This window comes from Bacillus sp. EB106-08-02-XG196 (assembly GCF_013396335.1).
Classification (GTDB): Bacteria; Bacillota; Bacilli; order Bacillales; family Cytobacillaceae; genus Neobacillus.
Genome location: NZ_JABWSY010000010.1, coordinates 92,511 through 107,627 on the forward strand (window position 1 = coordinate 92,511; position 15,117 = coordinate 107,627).

Consider the following 15,117-nt stretch of genomic DNA (forward strand, 5'->3'; position numbering starts at 1 on the left):
GAAAATAAAATGACAAACGAAAGAGATATTTTAATCACTGAGGTTGCATTAAGAGATGGGAGTCATGCAGTCTCTCACCAATTTACAGTAGATCAAGTTCTAAAAGTGGCTAAAGCATTGAATGATGCAAACGTCCCATTTATCGAAGTATCTCATGGTGATGGTTTAGCGGGATCTTCCTTACAGTATGGACTTTCACACACAAATGAAATGGAATTAATTGAAGCGGCCGTTTCAGTTGCCGATAAATCAAAAATTGCTGTCCTCTTATTGCCTGGTATTGGTACATTGCATGACTTGAAAGAAGCAGCTAATTTAGGAGCAAAGATGGCACGTATCGCAACGCATGTAACAGAAGCGGATGTGGCTCCACAGCATATTGCTTATGCGAAAGAACTAGGCATGGAGACGGTTGGATTTTTAATGATGAACCATATGGCTCCAGTTGAAAAACTAGTGGAACAAGCTAAATTAATGGAAAGCTATGGAGCAGATACAGTCTATGTAGTAGACTCAGCAGGATATTTGCTGCCAGGTCAGGTTCGCGAACGAATTCGTGCACTTAAACAATCTGTAGGCATTAACATTGGTTTCCACGGTCATAACAACTTATCTCTTGCAATGGCGAATACACTTGTTGCGATTGAAGAAGGAGCTACGCGTATTGATGGAAGTGTTCGCTGCTTAGGAGCCGGTGCCGGTAATACGCAAACAGAAGTACTTGTAGCCGTTTGTGAACGGATGGGAATTAAAACTGGAGTGGATTTATATAAAATGATGGATTTAGCTGAAGACATCATTGCACCACTATTACCAGTACCGCAAGAAATTACTAAAGACAGCCTCACACTAGGGTATGCAGGCGTATACTCAAGCTTTGCCCTTCATTCAAAACGTGCGGCTGAAAGATATGGTGTAGATTCTCGTGATATTTTAATTGAACTAGGCAAACGTAAAGTGGTTGGCGGTCAAGAGGATATGATTGTAGAAGTAGCAGCGGAAATTGCAAAAAACAAGAATCGCTAATAAAAAATAGATTAGTAGATTTAAAGAGGGACAAAAATACAATTAAAAAATTAGTGAAGCAGGAACACGATTTCTTGCTTCACTAACAAATTGATATGTTTGGAAACGCTTTAGGATTTGTTCAAGTAGTTCCTTCATGTAGAGTTAGGCATCCCAGGGGTAGAGGAGAAATATTATGGAATTAGTCATTATACTTTTAGCACTCGGAATGCTGATGTTTATCGCATATCGAGGATTCACCGTTATCATTTTTGCACCTATTTGTGCATTATTTGCCGTACTTTTAACAGAACCAGGATGGATTCTTCCTTTTTACTCGAATGTATTTATGGGGAAAATGGTTGAATACATTCAGCTATACTTTCCAATCTTCTTATTAGGAGCGATTTTTGGTAAAGTAGTAGAAATGTCAGGACTTGCTAAAACCATTGCTTCTACTATTGTCCAAGCTGTTGGTCAAAAAAGAGGAATGTTAGCCATCGTTTTACTTGCAGCTATCTTAACATATAGCGGAATTAGCTTAGTAGTGGTGGCATTCGCAGTCTATCCATTTGCTGCACATCTTTTCAGAGAATCAAATATTCCAAAGCGGTTAATTCCAGGTACAATTGCACTTGGTTCATTCACCTTTACAATGGACGCATTACCTGGTTCGCCGCAAGTACAAAACGTAATTCCAACAAGCTTCTTTAAAACAGATCTTTATGCTGCACCTACGCTTGGGATTATCGGAGCTATTTTTATCTTCATACTTGGAATGTGGTATTTGAACTCTCGCCGTATTAAAGCGGAAAAAGCTGGTGAAGGTTATGACAGCTTTGGTACCATTAAAGATAACGATGAAGTAACGATTAATTTAGAGGAACAAGAAAGTATCGGCCGTAAGATCTTTGCTTTTGTTCCTGTTCTATTAGTAGCAGTTTTAAACAAAGTATTAACAACGGTTATTCCGAAATGGTATCCGAATGGTTTTGACTTCGAAGCGATCGGAATGAGTTTTCCAAGCATTGAAACTTCAAAGGTTATCGGAATTTGGTCGGTTGAAATCGCTCTTTTAGTCGGTATTATCGCGACTATTCTTTATAATCGCAAGCCTGTTATCATGAATTTCAAAGATGGAATGAAAGTCGGAGTAGCGGGTGCGCTTCTAGCCATTATGAACTCAGCGACAGAATATGGATTTGGGGCTGTTATTTCCAATTTACCTGGTTTCTCTATTGCGAGAGATGGAATTGCCAAAGTGTTTGGTCATCCATTGCTAAATGGAGCTGTTACAACTAATATTCTTTCTGCTATCTCTGGTTCAGCGTCTGCTGGTATTGCTATCACTCTTGGGATGATGTCAGAAAAATATATTGAACTAGCAAATCAATTTGATATTCCGCTCGAAGTAATGCACCGTGTCATCTCAATGGCTTCCGGTGGTATGGATACACTGCCGCATAATGGGGCGGTTATTACCTTATTAGCGATCACAGGTTTAACACATAAGCAATCATACCGTGATATTTTTGCTATCACCATCATCAAGACAATTGCTGCTTTCTTCGTCATTGCCGTTTATCTGTTAACTGGAATTGTTTAAGTGTTATAAGCAAGTAGATCAAGTCTATCTTTGGACGAGTCTACTTGCTTTTTTATTTATTCAATTACACCAGACTCTGCGATTTTGACATCCGCTTTTATCTTTACGACAAGGTCTTTATATTGATTTTCTCGCCAATTATTAAAGTCAAAGTTCCTTGTCTGTGTTTTTACGAAATGGCCGAATCCTACTGGGTCAATTTTTTTATCTATAAAACGCCGTATCAGTTTAAGGGATTCCTTCTGAATGTCCTTTTCGAATTGTTTTTGTAATGCCTTTATCGAGTTTGGGGTCAGCTCTTGACCGGTAAATTCATTAATGTTTCCGTCAACTTTTATATGAATGGTGATTTCAGTTGGATTTCTTTTAGTCAATTCAAAATTATGGGAGGAATGAATGCTTCGGACGGCTGCTTCACCACTATCTATTTTGACTAGGTGCATACCTTCGCTATACTTGTCTACAAGCAGCTTGAAAAAAAACATTTCTTCCGGTGAAATAAGATCAACCATTTTTCCGTGTTTAAGCAAGGATATCCCATTAATTTTCAGTTTATCTTTTCCAATTTGCTTTAGCTGCGGTATAAAGGGGGTTTTTCCTTCTTGATAAAAATCCGCAAGAAACAGTTGTAAATTCGTTTTTGGAAGATCTTCATTTTTGATATTATGTTCCATTAAATTAGAGATGTAGGTGGCATTACCCCTTATACCATAATTCCCTGATAGTAATTCCTTCGTTTCTCCATCTACCACCGCTAAATATAGACCAGATCCTACACCTGGATCTCTTTGAAAGGGATCTACCAAAGGGAGAATACCTACCTTTTCTGATAATGTCTTACTAAATAAGACGACCTCAAGGCTTCCTGTTACAATCGGGTCAGCGGATTGCCGTTGAACCTCCTGTAGAATTGACTTTTTAATCTCAGCTTTAGCAGAGTATGTATTATTTTTAGGTGGCTGGTCAGGCAGGTAAACGGGAATGATTACTGTCCCAAGGATGTTTTTTTTATCAACATAGTCGAAACCGATTCCTTCAATTAAGCTAATATCATCTAATACCTCTTTCTTGACGCAGCCAATTAAACCGAAGGCTACAAATACAGAAGCAATCAACTTAAGTATGCGTTCCACGATTTCTCACCTTCTTTGCTATTAACGTACCTGCAAACAATAACGGAACATAAATGATATTGAAGTAAAAACCAACCTTTGCTGTATAATCAGTCAGTAAATCAATTTGTTCTCTTGTTGATACCAAACTGACGGCTATTAAACAAAGAGTGGCGATGGCCAGAGACGATGTCTTTTGACGAATGGAAAAAACCTTCTTGGCTATTCGACTTGCACACCATAGACAAATACATACATTGGGTAATATCACTAAACCCCAGTTTGTAATTCCGATATATTCAAAGCGTTCGACGAAGGGTAATTTAATAATTTTCCACATTGTTAATGTTGGCCAGACGTTTTTTTGCAATTGTGCCTCCGAAAAAAAGCCAAAGGCTAGAATAGCTAAATAAAAACAAAGTATTGTTGTAAATAATGCACCAAAGTGAGCCCACTTCTTGCTCTTTTCAGGGTTTTGTATAAACGGATAAAAAAATAATAAGGTTTCAAATCCTAAGAGGGTAAACGTCATATCACGACTAGCAAGCAATAGCTCCTTTACCGAATGATCGAAAATAGGCAGGAGATTGGTAAAGTCAGCATGCGGTATGATAATAACAAACAGTACAGCAATGTAGAATGGTAAGATGACTGAAAAAAAAGCAATCCCTGTAACCGTCCTAAAACCCCCAAACACAATATAGATAACTAAAATAAGAAAGGCAAGAGCAAACCAAAAAGTTCTTAGTTCTGGAAACATCCATACTTGAACAATTTCTATATAGCTGCGCAGGACGGTTGTGGCGAATAAACTAAGGTAAAGAATAAAAAAGCTGCTAAAGATTCTCCCGATTTTTTTTCCAAGTACGAAGGTATGAATCGAAGTAATGTCGCCATCTGCTATTTTTAACATTCTAAACATCATCCACAAAATGATATGGATAAGTATTCCGCTTAGAATGATGGATATCCAAGCATCATATCCTGCCGTTTTTGCAATAAATCTTTGAAATCCCAGAATTCCTACCCCTGACTGCGTGGCTTGAATAAGAAAAAATACGAGAAAGGGGGATATCTTTTTACTATCCGGAACGTTAGAATTCATAATGGTCCCTCTATTCATCTTCTATATCTTTCTTTTCTTTTACAGCCTTTTTATGAAAACGGTTGGGTTGCTTTGTATTTAGAAGGAATGGCCGTTTTCTTTGTTTATCAAAAGATAACCGAATAAAAGCATCCTTAAGGTCTTGCATCCTAGGAGGGTACAAAGGTTCTAAATAAGGCCTTCCTAGTGAAGAAAGACGAATAAGATGGGTCAATAAAAAACAAAAGCAGACTAGTATTCCCAGCAGTCCCCAAACTTCCGCAAAAATTAAAAAGGGAAAACGCAGTAATCGAATCGTGTTGCCTATTCTGTAGACAGGGGTTGTAAAGGAAGCGAGTGCTGCTAATGCAATGAAAATTAAGAGAATGTTACTCGTAAGCCCTGCTTCGACACTTGCTGTCCCAATAACAATCCCGCCAACGATACCAATTGTCTGACCGACCTTTGTCGGCAATCTAGCTCCAGCTTCTCGTAAAAGCTCAATTGTTAATTCAAGAAATAATGCTTCCAAAATAGGAGGGAAGGGTATAGCTCTTCGGGATGCTACTAAGGTACCCATTAAGTCTTGCGGAATTAATTCATAATGATAACTAAGTGTTGCGACATATACGGGTGTAACTAAAATAGAAAACACAACGGCGAATAGTCGAATCAAGCGAAAGAAGGAAGAGAGAATCCAGTTTAGATAGTAATCCTCAAATGAACTGAAAAATTCTACCAGTGTAGTAGGTCCAATTAATGCATGTGGTGATCCATCAACAAAAATCGCTACTTTGCCTTCAGCGAGAATGGCAGAAATTCGGTCTGGCCTTTCCGTATCAAGGAGCTGAGGAAAAGGTGAATTTTGATTGTCAGAAATAATTTGGACGATATAGGAGCTATCAGTAATTTCATCAAATTCAATGTTTTTAATTCGCTGACGGACAGTATTTACATTCTCAGGGTCTGTAATCCCATCTAAATAAAGAATTGCTACTTTTGACTTAGATAGTGTTCCAACCGTTAATTTCTCCATGATTAATTCTTTAACAGGAATCCTTTTTCTAATAAGATTTAAATTCTGGTCAATTGATTCTACAAAGGATTCCTTAGGTCCGATTACACTGAATTCAACCTCCGGGAGACTCACATTCCGCCCGATTTCTTTCTTAGCTCCCAAAAAACAAAACTTATTATCTTTACCGTTCACAATTAATAAAACAGAACCATTAAAAAGCTTTTGTTCGATTAATGAGATATCCTCTGAAAGCTGTACATCAGCCAGTGGAATAATTTGTTTTACATCTTCTATTTGTTTAAAATTTTCATCTAATAAATAAGGAAGGACACTTTCTTGGATGGTTTTTTCATCCACAAGGGTGGAAAGGAATTTCAAGGTAAAGGAAATGTTTGTTTTATTGTTAACATACTCAACACATTTAAAATCGTCGGATTTTGCTAAAAGTTTTTCTAAACCTTCTCTTTCTTTGTTTTTAAAAAGTTTAAACATACTTCTTTCTCCTTTTTTGGAAGAGACTAAGAGTAGTGTTACCAATATTGGAAAGATTATGTTTCAGAAGGAGCTTTGCTGCAATAGATAGTAAATCCTTATTATTTGAAAATTTGGTCAAAATAGTATATTATAAAGGTGGATATAGGGATATATGCTCTAATCTCCTTATTTAAACTCTTTTTACTATTGAGATTCGCTTATTATTAATCGGTAATGATTTTCTAGATATATAGATGCTAGAATTTAAGCCAAAATAAGCCGTAGGGATAACTACGCTTATTTTGGCTTTTTTTATTAATCTAAAATGGGAGGGCAGGTACTAACATGGATAAGGATGAACTGAAACGATTAAACTCCTTACTTGAAATATATGTCGATGTGAATGTAGATAAAGACTTCTCAGTACTATCAAAAGGCTCTGATTCATTCTTTATATTAAACATGACTGGTCAATTAATTTATGTCAATGAAGTCTGTGAAGAGCTTTTGCAATACTCTCGAAACGAACTAAACAATATGAAACTGAGTGATATCTTCATCTCTTCTGCTTTAAGTGTACCTCAAACCTTTTTTATTGAAAAACAACGGGAACAACTCGTGAATTTTGATTCAAAAGTCAATAGTAGATTAGGAAATCCTATTGAAGTTAATGTAACAACCTTTCCAATCCTTTTTAATAATGAAGTGGTAGGGAGTTACGTGGTGTTGAAAGATATAACATTGCTTAAAAGGGAAAGACAATTACTGGCGGAAAAAAGAGCAGCGGCAGGTCAATTAGCCGCTGGGATTGCACATGAAATTCGTAACCCAATGACCGCAATAAAGGGCTTCCTGCAGTTAATAATGGGTGAGCATAAAGGAGAAAAGACATACTTTAGAATTGTGGAATCAGAAATAAACCGGGTGGAAATGATTCTAAAAGACCTAATGGTTCTCGCAAAGCCAACAAAAATAGATTATAAAAAGCTGGATATACGTTCTCTCTTAGACAAAGTCCTAACGTTGATGGAGTCGCAGACGCTGTTAAAAAATATTGAAGTGATAAAAAATTTCCATGCTTTAGAGGTAACGATAGTAGGGGACGAGAATCAAATGAAACAAGTGTTTATAAACTATATAAAAAATGCAATTGAAGCTATGAAGGATGGCGGAAAGCTAATCGTTGAAGGGATTCACCAAAATGAAAGTGTTCATGTTCGAATTATTGACCATGGCAGCGGAATTCCGCCAGAGATTTTAAAACGAATAAATGAACCATTTTTTACAACGAAGGAACAGGGCATGGGGCTTGGGATGCAAGTAAGCAATGAAATCATCGAGGAGCATAGTGGAAAAATTAATATTATCAGTAATACGGAAGGGACCTGTATTGAAGTGATATTACCGACCGCTACCTAAACAATTGCAGTATAGTAAAAACAATGGTAAGATAATATAGTCTAATGTCTTGCAGTCATTAGTTTTGCATTCTTATATTTTACATAAAAAATAATACTCGTAAACTGTGTGGTAAATGGAAGAAACTATTAATAGTCGTCTGAGCCGTGGCCTAACTTCTTTTTGAAGTTAGGCCATTTTTTATTTGTAAGGAGGAGTACATATTAAATCTAAACATGAAAATTTGGTCTATCTTAGCAGTACATTTAGTAAATTGCTCAAACGAAGATTCGGAAAAGGTCCAGAAGCCTGTAATGTTATCTTAAAAGGTAATAGACTTTACGTGTATATGCGAAATTTTATTACCCCGGCTGAAGAAGTATTAATAAAACAGGACAAGTTAGAATTGGCGGTGAATTTTCGTTCTGCCATAATCAATGCAGTAACGGAGGAATACTTACCGGAAGTATCAAAGGTTTTGGGGATATCCTTTGATTACTTTTTTCATGACTGGAATTATGATAGAAATACAGGAATTCTTCTATTAGATCATTCTCAATTGGACCATGAGGAGAATATAGATAACAGTTTTGAAAGGAATCTTTTTAGCTTAATAGAGAATGTTGGGTCAAATTACTATAAGAAACCTGCGAGCTTAAAGATTGTAAAGCTCACACAAAATATTTGTGCAATTGAATCCAAAGAAGTATTGCTGCCACTCGAGAGATTAGTTTATGAAAAAGGGAATGCGGAATTATTGATCCATCAGGCTTGGGAAATCAAAAAAGGATATTGGAGGAACAAGGTACTATTTGAAGGTCTCTTTAATCGTTTGATTGAGGATATGTTTATCATGTGGGATTATAAAAATAATCGAAATTATCTTGTGTTTATCTTTAACAAATTATATACAATGAAGTAATTGAAAAAAACATGTTGTAAGAAGGACTTCCTAAAATACAATGTGTTTTTTTTATGTCTTTATTTTAATAAAGCATGCTTTCGTACATACTAATTGGATATAACAGCCACCTTCCAAATTAGGAAACGAAGGAGTTAAACATATTGATGGATCTAAAAAAGGAAGAGTATATTAGCAGTTACATAAGCAAGTTGTTAAGAAAAAAATTCGGCAGGGGTCCTCGAAGCTGTCAAACTACCGTATCCCAAAATTATCTTGTCACTTATATAGGTGGATTTTTATCACCGATGGAGGATGTTTTATTACAGCAAGGGCAGAACAAGTACGTCGATTATGCAAGAAATGTAATTATTACCCACCTGCTGGATGAAATAAAAGGAGTAATACAAATAACTTTTGATCTTGAAGTGGAGGAATACTACCATGATTGGAATTTGCCAAATAACTCAGGCATTCTTACTTTTGTTTTAGATAGTGAAGCAGGTCAGAGAATCAAAACCGATATTGATATCCAAAGATTAGAATTGGAAGTGGGAAGGATAAGCTTACTGGTGGAAAAAGTACCAGATAAAATTAATACCTGCCCAATTTCGCCCTCCATCTTCGTCATTGAAAGAAGAGGTATTCTTATTCAAATAGAAAAAGCATTAATTGATAAAGGTTTTGAAAACGAACTTAGATTCACAAAAGATGAATTGGAGAAAAGTTACTTTCACCGATATGGCAGGTTTGAAGAGATTTTTCATAGATCTGTCAGAGATATTTTTATAGACTGGAACTTTAAGGAAGATAAATCGTTAATGGTTTTCATCTTAAATCCTTAGGCAGCCTCCTGTCCGTTAATGATCATATAAAAGGGAGTCTTTCATTAAGAAAGACTCCCTAAGATTTAAAATGGACATTTACCGATTATTAAAGTAGACAGACAAGGCATTTGATACTTCATCGTCTTGATGATCGACGGTAATCGTATAATGGTCACCGTCAACGGAAGAGGTGAAATCACTGAATCCTTGATTTCGCAAAAAGTCGTCAATATCTGATAGATCTTCTCCTTGGGTTTTAAGTGTTTTGCGCCCAACAAAACTCCCATTCACATATACCTCGTATTGATCTTCATTTAATTTCACATCACTGTTTGAATCAAAATCTACACTAATAAAGGGTAACATATTATTACCATTATTATTTCTATCAATCATTTAAGAGCCTCCTTCTGTTTAATAATGTTACTATTTCCTTAAACTGGTTGGGGTATGAGCATTTCTGTTTAATAAATGAAAGCTGTCCAAATTTAATGGACAGCTTTTTTGTGCGAAAAAATAAGTTATAATCTTCTTTCTTTAATTTTATTCTGTAAAGTATTCAGCTGCTTCATCAACTGCTCATAGTCTTCAAGCTCTATCTGACAGGATTGAATAACCTTTGCTACCTTACTGGTGATGGTTAACTTTTCTGTACGAGCTTTCTCTTCTAAATAGATAAATACCTTTCTTTCATCTGCTTTAGAACGTTCTTTCCTAAGCCAGCCATTTACTTCCATTCGTGCAGCCATAGGAGTTAATGTACCAGTGCCTAAATTCAATTTCTCTCCTAGTTCCTTTACCGTTACTCCGTCCTCTTCCCATAAAGCCAATAAGACTAAATATTGCGGATAGGTTAAACCAAAGGGCTGAAGAACACTAGAATATAACTTATTAAATTCTCCAGCGGTTTCATAGATTGCGAAGCATAGTTGTTTCTTTAACGTCATAAAGTCTTCCATATAGACCGCCTAACTAAGAAAGTAACTTTTCTAAGTCATCTTCCATTTTCAGTGGTTCAGTGGTTGGTGCATAGCGTTCTACAACCTGTCCGTTCTGGTCGACGAGAAATTTAGTGAAGTTCCATTTAATATTTTTGGAAAGAATCCCTTTTTTCTGCTCCTTTAAAAAAGAAAATAAAGGGTCACTGTTTTCGCCATTTACATCGATCTTCGCGAAAATCGGAAAGGTAACACCGTAATTTAATTGGCAAAACTGGGTGGTTTCATCAATATTATCAAATTCTTGATTATTGAACTGATCACAGGGGAATCCTAAAATTTCTAAACCTTGGTCTTTGTATTTTTCATATAACTCTTGTAGACCTTTAAATTGAGGAGTCAATCCACATTTGCTGGCGGTATTAACGATTAGTAAGGGTTTGCCTTCGTATTCCTTTAGTGATTTTTCCTGGCCATTCGTCATTTTTACAGTAAAATCATATACAGTAGTCATTGTAATTTCCTCCTAAAATAGGGTGGTAGAAATAATGTTTTTAACTAAATCGTGTACGATTAAATCTTACACGATTTAGTTAAAATTAGCAATAAAACAAAAAACAGTATCCCATTTATGCTGGGATACTGCTTTAGTATCATTTAGCGAATACCTTTCATTAGGCCCTGAATTTTCGGAGCTAATGCAAATAGAATCATACTTAGTACGATAGCTGCACCGCCGATAAAGCCAAAGTACGCCATTTCATTCTCAGGTGAGTAGAATTTAACGACTTGTGCATTAAGGGCTTGAGCTGCAGCGCTTGCTAAGAACCATAAACTCATAGTTTGTGCTGAGAATGCAGCAGGAGCTAATTTTGTTGTTGCGGATAAACCAACTGGCGATATACATAATTCACCAAATACAACAATTAAATAGCTAAGAACAAGCCACATTGGGCTAACCAATGTATCAGTACCGCCAAGGTAAGCTGGCAAAAGGATAACAAGGAATGATAATCCAGCAAATAATAGCGCTAATGAGAACTTTTGAGGTATTGTTGGCTGACGTTTTCCTAATTTAACCCATAGGCCGGCAAAAATTGGTGCAAAGATGATTATGAATAAAGGATTTAAAGATTGGAACCATGCTGGAGAAATGTCAATCCCCATCCAATCTAATTGAGTGCGTTTGTCTGCATAACTCGCAAGAATTGTTGAGCCTTGTTCTTGAATCGACCAGAACATAACAGCTGCAATAAATAATGGAATGTAAGCAATAATTCTTGAACGTTCCACAGTTGTTGTTTTAGGGCTGCGGTACATAACAAAAAAGTAAAGAGTAGGAATTAAGATACCTAAGAATGTAACGATATTAATAAAACTTGAGAACGTTAATATTCCTATTGGAATTAAAACAGCACATAATACAGCAAGAACCACTACACCTAATCCGATGAAAGTAAAAGTCTTTTTCTTTTCAGCTTTTGAAAGCGGGTTTGGAACAGTTGTACCTGCGAGACCAAGATTTTTCTTTTTAGTCAAAACAAACATTACAAGACCAAGGAACATACCAACGGCTGCAATACCAAAGCCTAAATGGAAGCTATAATCCATAACACTTCCGACGATAAGTGGTGCTAAGAATGCACCGGCGTTAATTCCCATATAGAAGATTGTGAAACCAGCGTCACGACGATCGTCTGTTTCGCTGTACATTTCACCAACTACAGTAGAAACATTCGGTTTTAACATACCTGTACCCAGAACGATCAACACCATGGAAACAAAGAACATGGTAACGCTGCCAGGAACCGCGAGAACAATATGGCCGAGCATAATCAATACTCCACCGTAGAATACCGCTTTAGATGTTCCAAAGATCCGGTCAGCTAACCAGCCGCCAATGATACCAGACATATAAACCAGTGATCCGTAAATGGACATAATGGAAAGAGCTAAGTTTTCATCGAGTCCTAATCCGCCTTTTGAAACCTCGTAGTACATATAGTAGACTAGGATAGCTCTCATACCGTAGTAAGAAAAGCGCTCCCAGAATTCTGTGAAGAACAAAGTGAATAATCCTTTTGGGTGTCCGAAGAAACCTTTCTGAGGGACACTATCCACAATTTTCTGCCTATTATAATTCGACATATTTCTACCTCCCTTTATTATATTATAATACTTTCGATTGTTTTCAATTGTCAAAAACTATTTTTAGAGAATAAAATACGAATTGATATAAACGTTGTTATAACAGGGATTGTAGCGGTAATTAAGGAAGTAAAAAGTTTTTTTAAAATAGTATTTATATTTGGATAAAACAAATTATTATGAAAACGCTTTACTGATGATTGAGATAAATATTTTAAAAAGATGTTATCGCTTTCACTTGTATTTTACCGGTTTAATGGTATGATAGTATTAATAGCAAATATTGATCACATGTTACTGATACTGTTCAGGCATGGTGGTAAATAAAAAGGCGTTTCTGCCCTTTTATTGTACCCCCATGCCTTTTTTTATTTATTCTTTCTGTAACGGGGGTATTTCGATGGTATTTAATATTTTTAAAAAGGAAAGGTTATTAATATATGCACCAGTGAATGGAGCCATTGTTCCACTTGAGGAAGTACCGGATCCTGTATTTGGTGAAAAGATGATGGGGGAAGGGATTGCGGTAAATCCTAGTGAAGGAAATATTCATTCACCAGTCAGCGGAACGATTATACTCACTGCAGCTACAAAGCACGCTGTTGGCATTCGAGCAAAGGATGGAACAGAAATTCTTATCCATGTTGGGTTAGAAACTGTTGCTTTAAATGGAAAAGGTTTTACATTAGCAGTTAATGAAGGGGAAAAGGTTTCAGTTGGGCAGCTGCTAATGGAGGTGGACTGGGAATATATTAAGGCCCATGCAAAAAGCATCGTAACACCCATTGTCATTACAAATAGCCAGGATGGGAAAAAACATTATTCTCTCACAGACGAAAAGAGTGCTGTTCAGGGGAAAACAGTTATCATCTCTGGTACCTAAAATTAATCTTCTATAAAGGGGGTGGTTGACTTCCAACAGTGAATGATTAGCATTAATAAGAGTTTTGGCCACTGAAGTACTCAATTTTGCTTGAAAAGGTCCAATTATTAAAAATTCCATGCTAAAGAACTTATTATTCATTTTTTTCATCAATCTAAGATGGAATGAAAATCATTGAAACTTGTTAAAGTTTGTTGAGTTAACCGGGGCAGTAAAGCTTTGTTCACTTTTTATAAAAAAGATAGGGGGAATAAAAAGATGATGAAATATCTTCAAAGACTAGGCCGTTCCTTAATGCTTCCAGTAGCAGTATTACCTGCAGCAGCAATACTGATGGGTATCGGGTACTGGATTGACCCTACAGGCTGGGGTGCTGGAAATCCAGTAGCGGCTTTCTTAATTAAAGCAGGCGGTTCGATTATTGATAACATGGCAATCCTCTTTGCTGTTGGTGTAGCACTGGGAATGTCAAAAGACAAAGATGGTTCAGCGGCACTAAGCGGTCTAGTGGCTTATCTCGTTATTACAACTGTGTTATCCACAAATTCAGTGGCTTTGCTGCAAGGGGTCGACCCAGAAGCGGTAAACGCGGCCTTTGGAAAAATTGGAACACAATTTACAGGGATTCTTTCAGGTATTATTGCCGCTATTATGTATAATCGTTTCAGTCATGTAAAGCTTCCAGATGCGTTGTCCTTCTTTAGTGGAAAACGACTCGTTCCGATTATGACATCGGTAGCGATGTTAGCTGTATCATTAGTGATGTTTTTTGTTTGGCCAGTCGTTTTCTCCGGACTAGTTTCTTTTGGTAAAGGAATTAGTGATTTAGGTGCGATTGGTGCGGGTATATACGGTTTCTTCAACAGACTATTGATTCCAATCGGACTACACCATGCCTTAAACTCTGTATTCTGGTTTGATGTTGCAGGAATTAACGATATCGGTAATTTCTGGTCAAGTAAGGGTGAACAGGGCGTCACTGGTATGTATCAGGCTGGTTTCTTCCCAGTTATGATGTTTGGTTTACCGGCAGCAGCTTTAGCAATGTACCACACAGCTAAATCTTCAAAGAAAAAAACAGTTGCGGCCTTAATGATGGCAGCTGGTGTAGCTTCATTCTTCACAGGTGTTACGGAACCTCTTGAATTTGCATTTATGTTTGTTGCACCCGTATTATATTTTGTTCATGCTATTTTGACTGGTATTTCATTAGCTGTTGCTGCTGCATTCCATTGGACAGCAGGATTTGGCTTTAGTGCAGGATTAGTTGACTTTGTGTTAAGTTTAAAAATTCCAATCGCCAATCAACCATATATGTTACTCGTACAAGGTCTTGTGTTTGCGGTGATCTACTATTTCTTATTCCGTTTTATCATTACAAAATTCAACTTAATGACTCCTGGTCGTGAAGATGATATTGATGAAAGTTCGGATGAAGGTGTTGCAGCAGGAAATAAATTTGCTGTAATGGCTGCTAATATTTATGAAGGTTTAGGCGGGGACGCCAATGTAACATCTGTGGACAATTGTGTAACACGTTTACGCTTAGAAGTTAAGGATATGGAAGCCGTTGACCAAAAGAAAATTAAATCGACGGGTGTTCCGGGTATTAATGTTGTTGGTAAAAACAGCATTCAAGTCATTGTAGGAACAAATGTACAATTCGTAGCTGATGAGATCGCGAAAATCCGTAAGCAAAAATAATTTGTTAATGAAAAACCGC

General features: G+C 36.7%; 14 protein-coding genes. 7 read left to right on the forward strand and 7 right to left on the reverse strand.

Annotated features, from left to right (window positions below; genetic code table 11):
* Positions 1–9 precede the first annotated feature (9 nt).
* Both dmpG and MLOOGBEN_RS16595 read left to right on the forward strand, forming a co-directional pair.
* Positions 10–1,026, forward strand: coding sequence for a 4-hydroxy-2-oxovalerate aldolase (gene dmpG, locus MLOOGBEN_RS16590; protein WP_179159384.1), 1,017 nt, complete (start codon positions 10–12; stop codon positions 1,024–1,026).
* A gap of 175 nt (positions 1,027–1,201) precedes the next feature.
* Entirely contained in the window at positions 1,202–2,611 is a 1,410-nt protein-coding gene (locus tag MLOOGBEN_RS16595; protein ID WP_179159385.1) for a GntP family permease, read from the forward strand.
* 56 nt (positions 2,612–2,667) lie between these two features.
* Here MLOOGBEN_RS16595 and MLOOGBEN_RS16600 read toward each other — a convergent pair whose 3' ends face one another.
* Genes MLOOGBEN_RS16600 through MLOOGBEN_RS16610 form a run of 3 tightly spaced genes read right to left on the reverse strand, consistent with a single transcriptional unit; the run spans position 2,668 to position 6,317 of the window.
* Positions 2,668–3,744 carry a Ger(x)C family spore germination protein gene (locus MLOOGBEN_RS16600; protein ID WP_368737796.1) on the reverse strand — a complete coding sequence of 359 codons (1,077 nt, stop codon included), beginning with the start codon at positions 3,742–3,744 and terminating at the stop codon, positions 2,668–2,670.
* Positions 3,728–4,828 (reverse strand): GerAB/ArcD/ProY family transporter, encoded by a 1,101-nt coding sequence (locus MLOOGBEN_RS16605; RefSeq protein ID WP_179159386.1) that lies wholly within the window; start codon positions 4,826–4,828, stop codon positions 3,728–3,730. Before MLOOGBEN_RS16605 ends, MLOOGBEN_RS16600 begins: the two co-directional genes overlap by 17 nt.
* Positions 4,829–4,838: 10 nt before the next feature.
* On the reverse strand, positions 4,839–6,317 hold the full coding sequence (locus MLOOGBEN_RS16610; RefSeq protein WP_179159387.1) for a spore germination protein: 1,479 nt from the start codon (positions 6,315–6,317) through the stop codon (positions 4,839–4,841).
* A 327-nt stretch (positions 6,318–6,644) separates the two neighbouring features.
* Here MLOOGBEN_RS16610 and MLOOGBEN_RS16615 point away from each other — a divergent pair, with 327 nt between their 5' ends.
* From MLOOGBEN_RS16615 to MLOOGBEN_RS16625, 3 genes are all read left to right on the forward strand, one after another.
* Entirely contained in the window at positions 6,645–7,718 is a 1,074-nt protein-coding gene (locus MLOOGBEN_RS16615) for an ATP-binding protein (RefSeq protein WP_179159388.1), read from the forward strand.
* A 223-nt stretch (positions 7,719–7,941) separates the two neighbouring features.
* On the forward strand, positions 7,942–8,619 hold the full coding sequence (locus tag MLOOGBEN_RS16620) for a DUF2294 domain-containing protein (RefSeq protein WP_256989132.1): 678 nt from the start codon (positions 7,942–7,944) through the stop codon (positions 8,617–8,619).
* Between the two features lie 146 nt (positions 8,620–8,765).
* Positions 8,766–9,443, forward strand: a complete 678-nt coding sequence (locus MLOOGBEN_RS16625) for a Na-translocating system protein MpsC family protein (protein WP_179159533.1) — start codon at positions 8,766–8,768, stop codon at positions 9,441–9,443.
* 78 nt (positions 9,444–9,521) lie between these two features.
* Here the strand turns inward: MLOOGBEN_RS16625 and MLOOGBEN_RS16630 are convergent, their stop codons facing one another.
* The 4 genes from MLOOGBEN_RS16630 to MLOOGBEN_RS16645 all read right to left on the reverse strand — a co-directional run bounded on the left by MLOOGBEN_RS16630 (position 9,522) and on the right by MLOOGBEN_RS16645 (position 12,511).
* Positions 9,522–9,821, reverse strand: coding sequence for a hypothetical protein (locus tag MLOOGBEN_RS16630; protein ID WP_256989133.1), 300 nt, complete (start codon positions 9,819–9,821; stop codon positions 9,522–9,524).
* A 125-nt stretch (positions 9,822–9,946) separates the two neighbouring features.
* Entirely contained in the window at positions 9,947–10,384 is a 438-nt protein-coding gene (locus MLOOGBEN_RS16635; RefSeq protein WP_179159390.1) for a MarR family winged helix-turn-helix transcriptional regulator, read from the reverse strand.
* 13 nt (positions 10,385–10,397) lie between these two features.
* Positions 10,398–10,877, reverse strand: coding sequence for a glutathione peroxidase (locus tag MLOOGBEN_RS16640; protein WP_179159391.1), 480 nt, complete (start codon positions 10,875–10,877; stop codon positions 10,398–10,400).
* 143 nt (positions 10,878–11,020) lie between these two features.
* Entirely contained in the window at positions 11,021–12,511 is a 1,491-nt protein-coding gene (locus MLOOGBEN_RS16645) for a peptide MFS transporter (RefSeq protein WP_179159392.1), read from the reverse strand.
* A 400-nt stretch (positions 12,512–12,911) separates the two neighbouring features.
* Between MLOOGBEN_RS16645 and MLOOGBEN_RS16650 the strand changes: the two genes are divergently transcribed.
* Positions 12,912–13,394: a PTS sugar transporter subunit IIA gene (locus tag MLOOGBEN_RS16650; protein ID WP_179159393.1), complete on the forward strand. Its 483-nt coding sequence runs from the start codon at positions 12,912–12,914 to the stop codon at positions 13,392–13,394.
* A 258-nt stretch (positions 13,395–13,652) separates the two neighbouring features.
* Positions 13,653–15,098 carry an N-acetylglucosamine-specific PTS transporter subunit IIBC gene (nagE, locus tag MLOOGBEN_RS16655; RefSeq protein WP_179159394.1) on the forward strand — a complete coding sequence of 482 codons (1,446 nt, stop codon included), beginning with the start codon at positions 13,653–13,655 and terminating at the stop codon, positions 15,096–15,098.
* The last annotated feature ends 19 nt before the right edge of the window (positions 15,099–15,117 follow it).